The organism is Flavobacterium sp. GW823-FHT06G12, assembly GCF_058794775.1.
Map to the genome: position 1 here is coordinate 300865 of NZ_JBXAHE010000004.1, position 17913 is coordinate 318777.

A 17913-nucleotide genomic window follows, 5' to 3' on the forward strand; every position below is an offset into this window, starting at 1 on the left:
GTTTGAATTTTAGATTTTGGAACTTTTATTTTATGATAGCGTCTTGAATGATCTGTTGAATTTCTTCTCTGATTTTTCCTTTGGCTAATTTATTTTCGTCATTTACTACTTCCGGATACGTTCTGTTGGATAGGAATACATACACAATTTCGGTTTCTGGATCTGCCCAAGCCATGTTGCCTGTAAAACCAGTATGTCCAAAACTTGCTTCAGAAACACAGTCGCAAGTTGGTCCGCCTTTGTGTACTCTTTTATCAAATCCTAAACCTCTCAGGACGCCTTGATTTTTATAATAGCAAGTATTAAAAGCATCAAAAGTTTGTGGAGAAAAATATTGAATTCCGCCATAATTTCCTTTTTGCAGATAAAGCTGCATCATTTTGGCTACATCCATTGCATTAGAAAAAATTCCTGCATGACCTGCAACTCCGCCTTCCATTGCGGCCGCCATATCGTGTACATAACCCTGAATAACCTGATGTCTGAAATAGTTGTCAATTTCGGTTGGAGCGATATTGCTTTTGTCAAATTTGTCTAATGGATTATAAAGCGTATTGGTCATTCCTAGTGTAGTGTAGAAATTTTCTTGACTCAGTTCTTCTAATTTTTTATGTGTTTTTCTTTCTAAATATTCTTTTAAAATGATAAAAGTAAAATCGCTGTATTTGTATTCTTTTTTTAGAGCTACAGGACTTTCAGCAATGATTTTCATAATCGTATCATGATAATCATTTCGAATGTAAAGATTCTCGGCAACTTTTGTTGTAAAACCGTTTTCTGCTGCTTTTCGATAGTATTTTTCAGAAGGCTGATTGTTGCTGTCTAAAGTTGCTTTGTAAAACGGAATCCACGCTTGAAGTCCTGCATAATGATTTAGCAAATCTTTGAAAGTGATATTTTCTTTGTTTGTTTTGGCAAAAAAAGGCAACATATCTTTCAGTTTGGTATCCAACTCTACTTTGTTTTTATCGTACAATTGCATCACATTTGGCAATGTCGAAATCATTTTTGAAATCGAAGCTACATCGTATAAATCGGTATCTGCAACTTTTTTTCCGTTATCATAAGTTTGCGCTCCATACGATTTCTGAAAAATAACATTTCCTTTTCTGGCAACTAAAACCTGCATTCCTGGTGCCATTTTACCATCAATTGCTTTTTGCGCTACAGCATCAATTTTGGACAGAATTGCCGGATTCATATTTACATTTTCTGGAGCGGTAAAAGCCAGACGATTTAGTTTTTCGGTAGTCAAACCATCATTTACATGGAAAGCATCATTTATAGAAACAGGCAATTTTCCTTTGGCTTCAATGGCGCCAAAAAGCAATCCTGCCGAAACAACCTGACTAATATCTGAGTTTTGATAGGAAACTACCAATCCTTCAATATCATCAAAATTATTAATAGATAATAACGAATAAGGTTTTGCAAAAATGTCTAGAATTACTTTGTTGTGTTTTGCAATTTCTTTTAGCCAAAGCATTTCTTGTAATGTGAATTCTTGTTTTTCCCAAGCCTTATTTACTTTATGGTAGCTGATAATAACCTTGTCAAATTTTTTCAATTCTTTATTCAGACTGTCCAGATTGGTGTCTTTGACTTCTGTAATATTGGTATATTTTTTTAAGGTCGAAAGGAAAGTGCTATTAGTGTCTTCACCCAATTTTATATAGGCGATTTTTTCGCTTAAATCTTTTATCGGAAGAATTTCTTTTTCGTTTTTTAAAACCGTAATCGCATTTTCATACAATTTATAATGTAAAGCATCATTTTGCGACGGATTCAAATCATTGTACAAATTATTTAAATCAATCGGTTTGTATTTGTTCAGTCCGGCTTTGTATTTAAAATGAAGAATTTTTTTAACGGAATGTGCCAATCGTTCTTCCGTAATTACTTGCGTATTGTAAGCCTCTTCCAATTTCTGAAAAGCAACTGGTACATTTTCAGGACAAAGCAAAATATCGTTTCCTGCTAAAATAACAGCGATTTCTAGATCTCCAGGACCTTTAAAATTGGCAGCACCTTTCATCGCCAAACCGTCTGTAAAAATTAAGCCATTAAAACCTAACTCTTTTTGAAGCAGATTGGTAACCACATTATAGGACGCAGAAGAAGGACAATTTGGCTGTGATTCTAAACTCGGAATATTAAGATGCGCCACCATTACAGAAGCCAGACCTTCGTCGAATAATTTTTTGTACGGATAGAGTTCGACTAATTCTAGACGATCTTTAGAAAAATTAACGGTAGGCAAGGCGTGATGCGAATCGGTTGACGTGTCTCCGTGCCCAGGAAAGTGTTTTCCGGTACAGAAAACGCCATTGCCTTGAATCCCTTTCATTAAAGCAATTGCTTTCTCGCTTACATTTACTTTATCTTCGCCAAAAGAACGGTTTCCGATAATTGGGTTTTTAGGATTGGTGTTAATATCCAAAACAGGTGCAAAATTGAAATGAACGCCGATTCGTTTGTTTTCGGCAGCCATATTTCTTCCCACATTTTCAATTAAACTTAAATCCTGAATAGCGCCCAAAGTCATATTCCAAGGATAACGATATGTTGAATCTAATCGCATGGCTAATCCCCATTCGGCATCGATTCCAATCATTAAAGGAACTTTTGCTTTTGACTGATATAAGTTGGTTAATTTCGCTTGACGAACTGGCCCGCCTTGAAAGAAAATTACGTTTCCTATTTTATAATCTTCAATCATTTTGCTGATCTGATTAACGTGTACAGAATCTTTGTTGGAATAGGCAGAAACCATAAACAATTGTCCGATTTTTTCTTGTACAGTCATTTTACTGTAAATGCTGTCAACCCAAGCCGTTTCTTTATCAGAATCTTTAAAGAAAGTTTTTTTGTCTGAAGTGTTTTTTTGTACGTAAACAACAGTGTCTTTTAAAGGAATATCCTTTTTATCATCTGCTGCACCATTATTTTTTTTGGATGCGCAATTGGTAATTAAAAATATAAAAGTGGCGTAGAAACTGATTTTTACAAATGGATTTTTCATATCATTTTTTTAAGAATCAATTTGAGTTTAATGCATTTAAATTTAAATTGATTCATTAATAGTATTAAGCTGAATTAGAAACTTATTTCTTTTTCACTGCGTGAACTGGTAACAAATAATCCTAAATAAGTAATTAATCCGTTTAGTATAATTAATTCATTATCAAAAACATATCCTGCGAATAAAACTTTAGAATATTCATTGATGAAATAAGTGAATAATGGAGAAAGCAAGCAGATAAACGGAACCAGTTTATCATTTACATGTCTCGATTTTTGGAATAAACCAAAAGCGTATAATCCTAATAATGGACCGTAAGTATAAGAGGCAACTTTAAAAATCATTCCGACTACCGAACTGTCATTGATTGAGTTGAAAATCAGTATGATAAAAAATACCAAAATAGAAAAACTGATATGTACTAAATGTCTAATTCTTACCGTGTTTTTCTTATGGCTGTTTTCTGCTTTGTCCATACCTAAAAAGTCAACGCAAAAAGAAGTTGTTAAGGCTGTTAAGGCAGAATCGGTAGTTGCAAAAGTGGCAGCAATAATTCCCAATAAAAATACAATTGCAGGAACAAGCGCTAAATGGTTTAATGCAATTTCAGGAAAAAGTAAATCGGTTCTTGGTTTTCCAGTAATTAAATCGGTTGGAACAGCAATTCCGTTTTTGTTTGCATATATATATAACAACGCTCCAACGCTCAAAAAGAAAATATTAATGATAACAAATATTCCTGTAAAAGTGAACATGTTTTTCTGTGCTTCGCCAATGTTTTTACAGCTCAAGTTTTTTTGCATTAAATCTTGATCTAGACCAGTCATAGCGATAGTTACGAACATTCCGCCCAAAATTTGTTTTACAAAATGGAATTTACTTCCCATAAAATCATCAAAGAAAAATATCTTAGAATAGTTGCTGTTTTTTACTTCTTCAAATGCGCTAATAGCACTTAAATCCATTCTATCACAAATAAAATAAATAGTAAGAAAAACAGAAGTTACCAAAAAGAATGTCTGTAAAGTATCTGTAATAATGATCGTTTTTAATCCGCCTCTATACGTATAAGAGAAGATTAACAGCAGCGAAATTAAAACAGTAAACGCAAAAGGAACATGATAAAAATCGAACACAAAACGCTGTAAAACAATAACCACCAAGTAAAGTCTAAATGCCGAGCTAATAGTACGGCTGATCAAGAAGATCGAAGCCGCTGTTTTATAACTGAAAAAGCCCATTCTTTGCTCTATATATCCATAAATCGAAGTCAGATTCATTCTGTAATATAAAGGCAGTAAAAGCTTTGTAATGACAATAAATCCAAGTGCATTTCCTAAAACAAACTGAAAATATTTAAATTGTTCACCGCTTGGCGCGCCAACTTCTCCAGGAACAGAGATAAAAGTTACTCCAGAAAGAGCAGTTCCGATCATTCCGAAAGCCACTAAATACCATTTTGAATTTTTATTAGCAGTAAAAAAAGCTTCATTTCCGCTGTCTTTTCTGCTGACTCTGTGCGATATATAGAACAATGTTCCGAAATAAACGATAATAAGGAGAAGGATGGTACTTGGTGTCATTTTATAGTTTTGGTGATTTTTGGTTTTTATAAATAACTCAGATAAAGAAGATTTTTTAATTGACCTGACGGATTTTACTCTGTCAGGTCGGTGTTAAAAACTCCAAAAAATGAATTTATTCAGCTTTTGAATTTGTATAAATCTATAAAAAGATTTTGATAGTGTGGTTTTTAGTTTTCCTGATTTTTGGTGTGCGCTAATAAAACAGCTCGTACACTTTTATGTTTTTGCAGTAATTCTTCGGCAACTTCATATTCTATAGCAAGCTCTTCCATAATCATCTTGATGCCGCGTTTTACCAATTTTTCGTTAGACAGCTGCATATCAACCATTTTGTTGCCTTTTACTTTTCCTAATTTGATCATTACCGAAGTAGAAATCATATTTAAAGTAAGTTTTTGAGCCGTTCCTGCTTTCATTCTTGTGCTTCCTGTTAAGAACTCAGGACCTACGATTAACTCAATCGGATAATCGGCTTCTTGAGCGATTAGTCCGTTGCTGATACAAGAAATACTTCCCGTTTTAATATTGTGTTCTTTAGCTTTTTTAAGTGCTCCTAAAACGTAAGGCGTATTACCAGAAGCAGCAATTCCGATAATCATATCTAAGCTTGAAATTTCGAATTTTGCCAAATCTTTCCATGCTTGTTCGGTATCATCTTCTGCATTTTCTACCGCTTTTCTAATAGCTGTGTCTCCGCCGGCAATAATTCCGATAATCATATCATGGGGAACACCAAAAGTTGGCGGACATTCCGATGCATCTAAAATTCCTATTCTTCCAGAAGTTCCAGCTCCGATATAAAATAATCTTCCGCCCAACTGCATTTTTTTTACAATGGCTTTAACCAGTTTTTCTATTTTAGGAATTTGCTCTTCAATAATATGCGGAACTTTTTTGTCTTCTGTATTAATGTTTGTAAGAAGTTCTTTCACGCTCATTTGATCCAAGTCTTTGTACAAAGATTCTTGTTCAGTTTCAGGATTTTTATTTTTCATTTTTCTTTTTTTTTGATTGTTGAAACCGAGATTTTTCTACTATCAGGCTTCTCTATTTTTACATTAATAGTTTGATATTTTTATTTAGAATAGAATTTAATTTTAAAAACATAGAAACACAGGTTTTGATTTTTGTTTAAAAAGGTAACCAATCTTTAAAAAGCAAACCAAAGAGAACTACATTTCTGAATAGCAATATATATGTGTGTGTTTATGCTAATGAAACGCTTTTTTGTAAGTCTATCAAAGTCTATGTTTCTATTGTTTAAAAAATTTAGTCTAAGAGAACTGAATTAGAAATATTATTTATAAATCAGATATTTTGTTCGCATTTTTTTGAAAGCTTCTAGATCTTTCTGCCAAGATTGTCTTATCTGAGCTTCAGAAACGCCGCTTTCTATTTGCTGCTGTAATTTTTTTGTTCCTGCCAGTTTGGTAAAAAATGCATTGAAGAATTTTGTTTTATCGCTCGTATTCTGATACGCTTTAATAAGCCATTTTAGTTCTAATTGTTTCAATTTTGGATAAGCTGTCAAATCTTCGCCAAAACATTCTTTTCCATTGTATAAAGGATCTTTTGCGCCAAAATTGGGTTTTGGAGTAAAACTGAAATTAGTTTTGGTTAAATACGGGGAACCGTAGATTTGAAACTGTTTCTCGGTTCCGCGTCCCATACTTACGTTTGTTCCTTCAAAAAGACATAAACTTGCGTATAGATTTATAGACTGGTCATTTGGTAAATTCGGAGACGGTTTTACCAATAAACTGTATGGCATTGTTCTGCTGTAATCTACACAAGGAATAACGGTTAGTTTACATTGAGCACCATCTTTTAGCCATTTTTCTCCATTTACCATTTGCGCATATTCGCCAATTGTCATTCCGTGAAGGAGCGGAATAGGGTGCATGCCAACAAAACTGGTAAATTCTTTTTCTAAAAGCGGTCCGTCTACGATAGAGCCATTTGGATTTGGACGATCAAAAACAATAAGCGGAATGTTATTTTCTGCGCAAGCTTCCATTACATAATGCAAAGAAGAAATGTAGGTATAGAATCGTGCTCCTACATCTTGCAGGTCAAAAATCATGACATCAATTCCAGATAACTGCGCTGGTTTTGGTTTTTTGTTGTCGCCATAAAGCGAAATAATCGGCAAGCCTGTTTTGGGATCTTTTCCGTCAACGATATGTTCGCCGGCATCGGCTGTTCCTCTAAATCCGTGCTCGGGAGCAAAAATAGTCTGAACAGCAATTTTTTTCTCCAATAGAAAATCTACTACATGAGTTTTGTCAGATAAAATTCCGGTTTGGTTGGTTACAATTCCAACTTTTTTATCCTTTAAAAGCGGTAAATATTTTTCGTAATTGTCAGCACCTGTTTTTATAACAGCATTTTTGTTTTCTACTAAAATAACGGTTTTATTTGGCTGAATGGCTGCCGAATATGACGCAGCATGAAACAGAAATGCTGTAACAAAAGCACTTTTTGCTATAAATTTTATCATTTTAATACAGTTATTAATTAAAGACGAATTGGACTAATAAAATTAATATTTTATCGGAGTATATGAATGTTTTAGGCAGATTTGGGGGAATGTAAAAACTAACAAGATAACCTGTATGAATCAGGATTAATTTTTCTTTTTATTAGTCACAGTCTTTAAAAAGAGTATTTTAAAATACTGCCTCCGAAAAGTCTCACGTCGGAGGCAGTTTTATTAAATGTGGTTTTTTCAGTTTTTTACCGAATTACCAACCTGGATTTTGTTTTAATTCTACACCTTGAGCTTTGTATAAATCAATGTCATTCGTTGGAATGTTCATTAAATAATGCTTAGGTTCAAAAATTCTTGTACTTGCTGGGTATATTTTTACATATCCGTTTGCGTCAACCACAGTTTGCGATCCAACTGGAGTTCCAATTCTAGCACCAAGATTAACGTCAGGGTTTTTATTTGTATCTAAATAATCACCTTTTTTCCAACGGTAAATATCAGCTTGTCTTAATGTTGTCCAGCTCATGAATTCAATTTGACGCTCACGACGAACTTCCCAAATTAACGGATTTACTACTCCAGTCAATTGTTCTAAAGAAGAAGTTCTTCTTGGGTCGTTAATTTGAACACCATTTGCAGAAGCATTTACTCCGTCAGTAGTCAAAGGAGCGATTCCGGCACGAGTACGCACTTTGTTGATTGACAAATCAAGATCTGCGTTTGTTGCAGTTCCTAATTCAGCACAAGCTTCAGCATAATTTAAATACACTTCACTTAAAGTGAATAATGGAGCATCGGTATAGTTACGTCCTCCTGTAGTTACATCTGGACCTGTTGTAGCAGGATTATTGTACAATTCAAATACATATCCAGACATTGAAACTAAAGCTGTTGTACCAAAAGGTTTTCCTTTGTAACCGTAGTTAGCAGGATTTACCGTTTTACTAAAACGAGGATCTCTGTTAGTGAATGTATTTGTAACATTGTCGTCTCCTGCGTATTGGCTGTTTCCAGCTTGTTGAATAGGCAATCCGTTTGTTGTTACATAACTGTCAGCAGCCCATTTTGTTAAACCGTACTGGATTGTTGAAGTGTTTGTATAGTTTTGAAGAGAGTGCATTAATACGTTTGTTAAATAACGTTTTGCTAATATCACCTCTGAATTTCCAAGTAATTCAACTGAGTTGTAAAGCCCTTTCCAATCTGCATTCAATTTGTAGCTTGGATTGTTCATAATCATCAAAGAAGCTGCTTTTGCTTTGTTAAGGTAAACGCTTCCATCTTGACCTAAATGGTATTTTCTGTAAGTACCTTCATAAATACAAGCATTACTTAAAGCTGCGTAAGCGGTGTATTTATTTGCCGTAACGTTTTTGTCATCATTTACAAGCATCAAATCGGCTGCTTCTTGAAGTTCTGCAATTACGTTGTCCATAATTTCGGCTCTTGGTTTTGAAGGAGCATATACTGCAGCATCATCTTGAGCTAAATATTTGTCAGTGTAAGGCACATCTCCAAATTTTTGCACTAAACGGAAATAGGTATAAGCTCTAAAAAATTTAGCAACTCCAATGTAATGGTTCTTTTTTTCTGTCGACATGTTTACTGTCGGGATTTTTTCTAGCATTAGGTTGCAACGACGGATAAGCGTGTAATATTCATTCCAAGAATAAACATTGGTAGTTGCAGCGGTAACTGGCATTTGGTAGAAAGTAAAGGCAGACAAGTTATCGTCAACTCTATAATCACTTCCATGATAGTAGAAGAACGAAAGTCCAATTGTTGTACCATTTCCATAACCATAAAAAGTATCATAATTAAGCCATGAAAAGGTTTTTACGTTATCTTCTGACTGCCAAAAGTTATCGTTTGTAAATTTATCTGCAGGATCATCAGTAAGATAATCTGAACAGCTAACTGCGCTTCCTGCTAGTAAAGCAGTTGCAAACATTAGCAGAAACTTAGATTTTATATTGTATTTTTTCATTGTAAGAGTTTTGAATAGTTAGAAATTAGAAAGAGATATCAACACCAACTGACCATGTTTTTGTGTAAGGATAAGCTCTTCCCCAGAAAACTTCTGTTTCGTCAATTTCAGGATCTACAGGAAGACGTTTGTCTGCCCAAGTCGCAATATTTTCACCAGAAGTATATAATCTTACTTTTTCTAATCCTGCTTTTTTCACAAGAGCTGCTGGCAAGTTGTATCCGATAGTAAAGTTTTTAAGACGGAAATAAGACATGTCTAATAAATATCTTGTTGAAGTAACAAAGTTGTTCTGGCCTTGAGTACCTGATCCAAAAGTGTTTGCTTCGTTACCATAGTATGGATTTGGGAAATAAGCACCTGTGTTTTCTGGAGTCCAGTAATCTGCTTGGTTGGCATACATTTGCTGAGGTGCACGGAAGAAAGGCAATACAGCATCTGAAGCAGCCCAGTAATCACGTTTTCCAACTCCTTGGAAGAAAGTAGAAATATCAAATCCACGGAATTTACCACCTAATGTAATACCATATCTGTATCGAGGGGTTGAATTACCAATTTTTTTCAAATCTCCGTGATCGTCTGCAGTTCCCGCTCCACGAGTAATAGCTCCGTCACCATCTAAATCCACATAGTGAACGTCTCCAGCTCCGTATTTGAAGTTTCCACCCATTGTTTTAGAGTAGTCAACACCATTTACCGTTTTTCCGTTATTAGTAATTACGTCATCAGCCTGTAAAAGTCTATCACTTGTTAATCCCCAAATCTGGCCAATCTCGTAACCATCATAGTAAGGCTTAGTATCAGTGGTAACTAAAGCTAATAATTTAGAAGTATTATTCCATTTTGTAATAACCGATTTAGAATCAGATAAAGCAACATCAACAAAAATAGAAGCAGTTTCGCTTAAATTTTTATTAAAGTTCAAAGAAAGCTCCCAACCTTGAGTTCTCATGTTTCCTGAGTTAGTTTGTGCAGAAGTCTGTCCAAATGAACCTGGAAGTGTTATACCAGGAGCAAGCATTCCTTTTGTATCACGTTGGTACCAGTCAAAAGAAGCACCAAGCATATCCAAAATTTTAATATCAATACCCACATCTTTAGTCATTACTTTTTCCCAAGTCAATGCAGGATCTACGTTAGTTGGTAAATTTGTAGAAGGCGGAAGAGTAGCACCGCTATTTACCCAAGAAGGGTTTTTAGCTGTCATGATCGATAAGAAAGCATTGTTTCCAACGTTTTGGTTACCGATTGATCCGATAGAACCACGCAATTTAAGATCGTTTAACCAGCTGCGTGTTCCTTCCATAAATTTCTCGTTCACAATTTTGTATCCTACAGAAGCAGAAGGGAAGAATCCCCATTGTTCGTTAGTTGGAAATCTTGAAGAACCATCATAACGAGCATTAAGCTCTACTAAATAAATTCCGTTGTAATCATAGTTTACACGGCCAAAGAAACCTGCAATCGAGTACTCTGTTACCGTTGGATTTAAATCTGTGTTTGCGGCTCCAGAAACAAATTGTTCGCCAACTGCAAGGTTAAATTCTGGTTTAGATTTGTCTAAAAGCGTATTTCTTCTTGCGTAGTTACGAGATAAATTTTGCCATTCTGAGTTGAAACCAGCTAAGAATTTGAAATTATGCTTGTCAAATTGTTTTTTATAATTACCATAAATGTTTACCACATTTGTAGTTGATTCTTGTTTTGATTGTCCAACAAAATCATTTCCTGTTTCTAGAGTTGCAGGAGTAGCGGTTTGAATCGTAGTCGCATCGTATGGCATTGCAGACCAGCTGTCCCATGCTAAGAATTTGCCACCATTTTGTTTTCTGTTGTAATAATCGTTTACACTGCTTATTTCAGTGATAAGGTTTAAATCTTTTGTAATATCTGCTGTAAATCTAGCACTTACTCTAGTATTACGTTTGTTATTTTCGTTTCTAGAAGCATTAGATAAATACCCTCCAGCTGTACGGAAATTGTATCCTCTGTAAGTTCCAAAATTTGGGAAATATTGCCCCCAACGAAGCGCATAACCAAAGTAACCTCCGTAACCAGTGTCATCAGTTCCAGAACCTCCATAATAATTAAATGGTTGATCGTAAGAACTGTTGATTGTCATTACTTTAAAATCTCCAGTAAGCCAATCTGCTAATTTTGTTGTAAAACCTAAATTAATGTTGATTCTTTGTCTTTTTTCCTGATTTACTCTTAACATACCATCTTGGTTAGTCAATCCGAACGAAGCAAAGAATGAACTTTTATCTCCTAAATTTCCTTGAGCAGAAATATTGTGTGTAGTTTGTAGCGCATTGCTAGCATACAATTCTTTGTTTGCATCCCAAACTCTATAGAAATAAGGAACACCATTTTTTATTTCCCAATCTTCTCCATAAACCATTTCATTACTGGTACGATTGTTTGCATATTTTTGTTTCCAGTTTTTAATTCCGTCTAACAAAATGCTGTAATTCTGACCAAAAATTTCCGGAGTAGAACCATCCGTTCTTGTTCCTGCGGCAATTAATCCTGGAATTTCTTCTGTTGGATCTAAGAATTTAAGCGTAGAAATTGGGTTTGTAAAAGCCGTATTGGCAGAATAAGAAAATCTCACTTTTCCTTCGCCTGTTTTTCCGCTTTTTGTAGTAATAAGAACAACTCCAAACGCAGCACGAGCACCATAGATAGACGCAGAAGCCGCATCTTTAAGTACAGACATCGTAGCAATATCATTTGGGTTAATTAATGATAAGTCGGTAGGAACACCGTCTACTAATATTAAAGGATCGTCTGAACCATTAATTGTACCCGCTCCACGAATGTTTATTTTTGCGGCACGGTTGATATTTCCTGAATTAAAATTAATGTTTACCCCCGGAGTAGTACCTTGTAAAGCTTTACTAACATCAGTTAAAGGTCTGCTTCCAATTGTTTTAGCAACATCAATATTGGCAACAGCTCCTGTTAAATTGGTTTTTTTCTGAGAAGCAAAACCTACAACAACAACTTCGTCTAGTTTCGAAGTGCTTTCTGTAAGACCAACATTTATTTTCTGTTGGCTTTCCACTTTAATTGATTGAGTTTCATAACCCATATAACTAAAGCTTAGAGTTCGTCCCGGTGCTACAGAAATGCTGTAGTTTCCATCAAAGTCAGTTGTAGTGCCATTATTTGTTCCTTGAATAACGACGCTGACTCCAGGAATTGGAATTCCGTCTGATTTGCTTTTTACTGTTCCAGTAACTGTTTTTGCTTGTCCAAATGCTGTTTGAATGCACAAAACCAACACTGAAATAAAGAGTAACTTTTTCATGATTAATCTGGTTTTTTATGGTTGTTGTTGAGCAAATATATTTATTAATTGCATATAAATGCGTTATTTTTGATTTTTTTTCGAAAAAAAAATTGAATAACGCAAAAAAACGCAAGTTTTGCCTCAAAAAGTTTATTTGATTTATTTTAAAAATTTACTTAATGCGTATTTTTGCAGTTTTTAACGTCTTTTCTGATAGAGATTAAAATATTTGATATATTTGTGATGAACTTTAACTTTTAAAAAACATGCTGAAAGCCGAAAGACATAAATACATAATGACTAAGCTTATTGAAGACCAAAAAGTTGTTACAACAGATTTAGCTTTGGCTCTCGATTTGTCTGAAGATACCATAAGAAGAGATTTGAATGAATTGGACAGTAAAAAGCAGTTAGAGAAGGTGTACGGCGGGGCAGTTCAAGTTAAAGAGAAACCTGCAAATGTATTTGATATTGCAATAACTGCAGAAGAACAAAAAAAACAAATCGTATCAAAAGCATTGTCTTTACTTCATGACGATCAGGTTATTATAATGAGTGGAGGAAGCACCAATTTGGTTTTTGCCAAGTTAATTCCTGCTAATTTAAAAGCGACAATATATACTTATAGTTTGCCAATCGCGATGCAATTATCTCAACATCCAAATATTGATTTAATATTTATTGGTGGCAAAATGCAGAAAAACGCAATGGTAACCATTGGTATGGATGTGATTCAGGTAGTTTCTAAAATCAAAGCCGATATTTGTTTCATTGGTGCCAGCAGTATAAATATAAAACAAGGGCTTACAGAAGTAGGTTATGAAATCTCAATTGTGAAAAAAGCAATGATAGAAGCTTCTGATAGAGTGGTTTCGATGTTTGCTTCAAATAAATTAAATACCAAAATGCCACACGGCGTATGCGATCTTACACAACTCGATACGATTGTGACAGAGTTAGATCCAGAAGATGAAAAACTAGACGAATATAGAAAATCTGGTGTTTTTATCTTATAATTTTAAACTTACTTAATGCAGTTTTTGCGTTTTGTTGCGTTATTATAATTTAATTATGTTAAAAAACGCAAAATAATGTATTTGTATGCTTTTTGTATCTATATTTGTTAAAACTAATTTTATTAGTCAGGTATATTTATGAAAATCATTTCTTGGTTTACTTGCCATTTCTTTGGTGCGTTAAAAGAAGTTCAAAGCTTTTAAGAGGAACTTTAATAAGTATCAAATTCTAATAAAATTTAGAATGTATTGTTTTTGCCAAACAACTTTTTAGTGAAGCGCAGAAATAAAACATGTATTAAAGAACCAAAAGCAACAGAACCAATTAAATGTCCGATTCTCTTCAACTACAAGAATTAGAAACCTCGCTAGAAGGAACTCTTTTTTATGATGATCTTCATAAAAAAATATACGCCACAGATGCCTCTGCTTATAGAATTATGCCTCTTGCCGTGGCGATTCCAAAATCAGAAAATGATATTGTAAATATTATTCGGTTCGCTTCAAAAAATAAATTTTCTATAACGCCTAGAACAGCAGGAACTTCGCTTGCAGGTCAAACTATCGGAAGCGGAATCATTGTCGATGTTTCGAAACATTTTAATAAAATTGTTTCTTTTGATACTAAAAATAAAACCATAACAGTTCAGCCTGGAGTAATTCGTGATGAACTGAATTTATATTTAAAACCTCACGGATTATTTTTTGCTCCAACTACATCAACTACCAATAGATGTATGATTGGCGGAATGGTTGGAAATAATTCGTCAGGAACAACCTCAATTCGTTATGGCGTTACCCGAGATAAAATTGTAGAAATAAAGGCCGTTTTAAGTGACGGAACTACCGCAATATTTAAAGATTTAACTTCTGAAGAATTTATCGAAAAAACAAAAGGCGATTCTTTAGAAAATAAAATTTACAAAACCATTTACGACGAACTTTCGAGCAAAGAAAATCAGGAAGAAATCTTAAAAGAATTTCCAAAACCAGAAATTCACAGACGAAATACAGGTTACGCAATTGATGTTTTACTGAAATCAAAACTTTTTTCGGGAACAGAAGATACCATCAATTTAGGAAAACTACTTTGCGGAAGTGAAGGAACTTTGGCCTTTACTACAGAAATTACCTTGAAAGTAGACGATTTGCCGCCAACCAATAATATCATGGTTGTGGCACATTTTAATACCATTCAGGAAAGTTTAGAAGCCGTTGTCACTGCCATGAAACATCATTTGTACACTTGCGAAATGATGGATGATACCATATTAGATTGTACCAAAACCAATAGAGAACAAGCTAAAAATCGATTCTTTATTGTGGGCGAACCAAAAGCTGTTATTATGCTTGAAGTGGGATCGCACATTAGCATGGAAGATGCCGAATTGCAAGCCGATGCATTAATTAAAGATATAGAAAATAATGGTTTCGGATATGCGTTGCCAAAAATCTACGGAACCGATATTGACAAAGTAAATGAGCTAAGAAAAGCTGGTCTTGGACTTTTAGGAAGTATTGTAGGAGACGACAAAGCTGCCGATTCTATTGAGGATACTGCGGTAGAATTGAGTGATTTGCCTAATTATATTGCCGATTTTGCAGCAATGATGGAAAGACACGGACAAAGCGCGATTTACTATGCACATGCTGGAGCGGGAGAGTTGCATTTGCGTCCGAAGATTAATTTAAAAACAAAAGAAGGATTACATCAGTTTAGAAATTTATCTACTGAAGTAGCCCATTTGGTGAAAAAATATAGAGGTTCATTAAGCGGTGAACACGGCGACGGAATTCTACGCGGAGAGTTTCTTCCTTTTATGATTGGCGATAAAAACTACGAACTGCTAAAACGAGTAAAAAAAGCATTTGATCCTAATGCGATTTTGAATGTTGGGAAAATTGTAAATGCTTCTAAAATGGATGAAAATCTGCGTTTCGAAGCAGGAAGAGTGGAGCCTGAGATAAAAACCATTCAGGATTTCTCTGATAGTTTAGGAGTTTTGCGCGCTGCTGAAAAATGCAACGGTTCGGGCGATTGCCGTAAAATGCCATCGGCAGGTGGAACTTTATGTCCGAGTTATCGTGCTACAAGAAATGAAAAAGATACAACGCGCGCACGCGCCAACGCTTTAAGAGAATATCTGACGAATTCTGAAAAAGAAAATAAATTCGATCACGAAGAATTATATAAAGTTTTTGAATTGTGTGTGAGCTGTAAAGCCTGCGCGAGCGAATGTCCGAGCAATGTTGATGTGGCAACTTTAAAAGCAGAATTTTTATACCAATACCAAAAAGCAAACGGATTTTCTTTCCGAAATAAGATATTTGCTTTCAATTCGAAATTGAATGAATTGGGAAGTATTGCCCCATCTGTTACCAATTGGGCTTCGAATCTTTCGTTTGTTAAAAAACGTATGGGAATTGCGCCTGAAAGACAGGTGCCTTTATTGGCTCCAAAGACCTTTAGAAAATGGCACGAAAAGAACAAAAAGCATTACGTAGACAGCGCTTTTGAAAACGGCAGCGTTTATCTTTTCTGTGATGAATTTACCAATTACTACGATGTTTCAGTCGGAATTGATGCTTACGAATTATTGACAAAATTAGGTTACAGAGTAATTATAATTGAGCATGAAGAAAGCGGAAGAGCCTTTATTTCAAAAGGTTTTCTAGAAGAGGCGCAGGAAATTGCCAATAAAAATATCAATGCCTTTAAAAATATAATTTCTGAAAACACACCTTTAATAGGTCTTGAACCTTCAGCCATATTGACTTTCAGAGACGAATATATTCGATTGGCGGCTGATAAAGAAAGTGCCGAGAAATTAGCGAAAAATACTTTTACAGTTGAAGAGTTTTTTAAAAGAGAAATTGGAAACGGAAAAATTCGCGAAGATCAATTTTCTGAAAAAGAGAAAACTATCAAAATCCACGGGCATTGTCATCAAAAATCATTAAGCTCTGTTGAAGCTTCTTTTGCAATGCTGAATCTTCCAAAAAATAGTACGGTTACGATTTACAATTCGGGCTGTTGCGGAATGGCGGGTTCATTTGGTTATGAAAAAGAACATTACGAAATCAGCATGAAGATGGGAGAAGATACACTGTTTCCTAAAATTAGGGCAACAGAGTCATCTACAGAAATTGCAGCCGCAGGAACAAGCTGCCGTCATCAGATTTTTGACGGAACGAGCAGAAAAGCGATGCATCCCGTAACTATTTTAAAAGATTGTTTGAAATAATTTTTTGTATTTTCCCAGTGCTTTTCAAAAATATTATTTTATAAAAACATCAATTATGAAAAAAACAATTTACACTTTCTTTCTTCTTTTTATAGCCTTTGCAGTTCAAGCGGCGAAGGTTGATACTTTGCAAGTTTTTAGTCCTTCGATGCAGAAGAATATTAAAACTTGTGTTATGGTTCCAGACAATTATAAAAAGAGCAAGAAAGCATTTCCTGTAGTTTATCTGCTTCATGGCTACAGCGGAAATTATGGTTCTTGGGCAAAAGATTTTAAAGAATTGGGAAAACAAGTTGATCAATTCGGATTCATTATAGTTGGTGTAGACGGAAATTATTCAAGCTGGTACTTTGACAGTCCGATAGATCCAACTTTTAAATACGAAACTTATGTGGTAAAAGAATTAGTTCCTTTTATTGACAAACAATTCAGAACCATTTCAGATCGTAAAGGAAGAGCCATTTCAGGTTTAAGTATGGGCGGACACGGTGCTTTGTATTTGTCTTTTAAACACCAAGATGTATTTGGAGCAGCAGGAAGTATGAGCGGAGGCGTAGATTTTCGTCCGTTTCCTGAAAATTGGGATATCAAAAAACGATTAGGGCCAATTACAGAATTTCCAGAAAATTGGAATCAGAACACAGTTACCAATATGCTTGATTTGGTAAAAGACAACAAATTAAAATTAATTATTGATTGCGGAGTTGACGATTTCTTTATGAAAGTAAACAGAGAGCTTCATGCAAAAATGCTGGATCTAAAAATAAATCACGATTATATAGAACGTCCAGGCGAACATAATCTTAAATATTGGGAAAATTCCATAAAATATCAGCTTTTGTTTTTTCATGATTTCTTCAACGAAAATATAAAAACAAAGTAACGTTAAGTGCATTGCGAACTACCGATAATTCGTAATGTATAAATTTTGGTTGGTTATCCTAACAGGTTTTCAAAACCTGTTAGGTATTTTTTTGCCACTCCCGATAGTTATCGGGATATAAGGATTAAAAAAATATTCGCCACGAATTGCACAAATTTCCGCGAATTAAATCTGCGAGAGTAAAAATAGCCACAGATTAAAGGATTAAAAAGATTTTTTTCGCAACAAATTAAATCCATTGAATCTGCTAAATCTGCGAGAGAAAAATAACAATCAAACAATAAAAAAATTGCGCCTCTGCGAGATTAAAAAAAAGGAAAAGAAACTTTTTGCGAACATAGCGTAAACCACTGCGCCCTTTGCGGTTAAACTTTTCTGCAACAATATT

General features: G+C 34.6%; 9 protein-coding genes. 3 read left to right on the plus strand and 6 right to left on the minus strand.

All coding sequences use genetic code 11. The annotated features are described in order from the left end of the window. Positions 1–25 precede the first annotated feature (25 nt). The 6 genes from AC1Q5Z_RS16930 to AC1Q5Z_RS16955 all read right to left on the minus strand — a co-directional run bounded on the left by AC1Q5Z_RS16930 (position 26) and on the right by AC1Q5Z_RS16955 (position 12399). On the minus strand, positions 26–3022 hold the full coding sequence (locus tag AC1Q5Z_RS16930; RefSeq protein WP_492446038.1) for a serine hydrolase domain-containing protein: 2997 nt from the start codon (positions 3020–3022) through the stop codon (positions 26–28). A gap of 74 nt (positions 3023–3096) precedes the next feature. Beyond that, on the minus strand, positions 3097–4605 hold the full coding sequence (locus AC1Q5Z_RS16935) for a sodium:solute symporter (RefSeq protein WP_492446040.1): 1509 nt from the start codon (positions 4603–4605) through the stop codon (positions 3097–3099). 170 nt (positions 4606–4775) lie between these two features. Further along, positions 4776–5603, minus strand: coding sequence for an N-acetylmuramic acid 6-phosphate etherase (murQ, locus tag AC1Q5Z_RS16940; protein ID WP_198856551.1), 828 nt, complete (start codon positions 5601–5603; stop codon positions 4776–4778). 302 nt (positions 5604–5905) lie between these two features. Continuing rightward, positions 5906–7108, minus strand: a complete 1203-nt coding sequence (locus tag AC1Q5Z_RS16945) for an exo-beta-N-acetylmuramidase NamZ family protein (RefSeq protein ID WP_343585446.1) — start codon at positions 7106–7108, stop codon at positions 5906–5908. 244 nt (positions 7109–7352) lie between these two features. Next, positions 7353–9086: a RagB/SusD family nutrient uptake outer membrane protein gene (locus AC1Q5Z_RS16950; RefSeq protein ID WP_492446042.1), complete on the minus strand. Its 1734-nt coding sequence runs from the start codon at positions 9084–9086 to the stop codon at positions 7353–7355. Between the two features lie 25 nt (positions 9087–9111). Beyond that, positions 9112–12399 carry a SusC/RagA family TonB-linked outer membrane protein gene (locus AC1Q5Z_RS16955; RefSeq protein WP_198856548.1) on the minus strand — a complete coding sequence of 1096 codons (3288 nt, stop codon included), beginning with the start codon at positions 12397–12399 and terminating at the stop codon, positions 9112–9114. 248 nt (positions 12400–12647) lie between these two features. Here AC1Q5Z_RS16955 and AC1Q5Z_RS16960 point away from each other — a divergent pair, with 248 nt between their 5' ends. From AC1Q5Z_RS16960 to AC1Q5Z_RS16970, 3 genes are all read left to right on the plus strand, one after another. Further along, positions 12648–13397, plus strand: a complete 750-nt coding sequence (locus AC1Q5Z_RS16960; protein ID WP_198856547.1) for a DeoR/GlpR family DNA-binding transcription regulator — start codon at positions 12648–12650, stop codon at positions 13395–13397. 329 nt (positions 13398–13726) lie between these two features. Then, on the plus strand, positions 13727–16642 hold the full coding sequence (locus AC1Q5Z_RS16965; protein WP_492446044.1) for an FAD-binding and (Fe-S)-binding domain-containing protein: 2916 nt from the start codon (positions 13727–13729) through the stop codon (positions 16640–16642). Between the two features lie 55 nt (positions 16643–16697). Continuing rightward, positions 16698–17525: an alpha/beta hydrolase gene (locus AC1Q5Z_RS16970; protein ID WP_343585457.1), complete on the plus strand. Its 828-nt coding sequence runs from the start codon at positions 16698–16700 to the stop codon at positions 17523–17525. The last annotated feature ends 388 nt before the right edge of the window (positions 17526–17913 follow it).

Coding starts and splice junctions, on each gene's coding strand:
- AC1Q5Z_RS16945 (WP_343585446.1), bottom strand. CDS start 7,108: ATGATAAAATTTATAGCAAAAAGTGCTTTTGTTACAGCATTTCTGTTT.
- AC1Q5Z_RS16930 (WP_492446038.1), bottom strand. CDS start 3,022: ATGAAAAATCCATTTGTAAAAATCAGTTTCTACGCCACTTTTATATTT.
- AC1Q5Z_RS16960 (WP_198856547.1), top strand. CDS start 12,648: ATGCTGAAAGCCGAAAGACATAAATACATAATGACTAAGCTTATTGAA.
- AC1Q5Z_RS16950 (WP_492446042.1), bottom strand. CDS start 9,086: ATGAAAAAATACAATATAAAATCTAAGTTTCTGCTAATGTTTGCAACT.
- AC1Q5Z_RS16935 (WP_492446040.1), bottom strand. CDS start 4,605: ATGACACCAAGTACCATCCTTCTCCTTATTATCGTTTATTTCGGAACA.
- murQ (WP_198856551.1), bottom strand. CDS start 5,603: ATGAAAAATAAAAATCCTGAAACTGAACAAGAATCTTTGTACAAAGAC.
- AC1Q5Z_RS16970 (WP_343585457.1), top strand. CDS start 16,698: ATGAAAAAAACAATTTACACTTTCTTTCTTCTTTTTATAGCCTTTGCA.
- AC1Q5Z_RS16965 (WP_492446044.1), top strand. CDS start 13,727: ATGTCCGATTCTCTTCAACTACAAGAATTAGAAACCTCGCTAGAAGGA.
- AC1Q5Z_RS16955 (WP_198856548.1), bottom strand. CDS start 12,399: ATGAAAAAGTTACTCTTTATTTCAGTGTTGGTTTTGTGCATTCAAACA.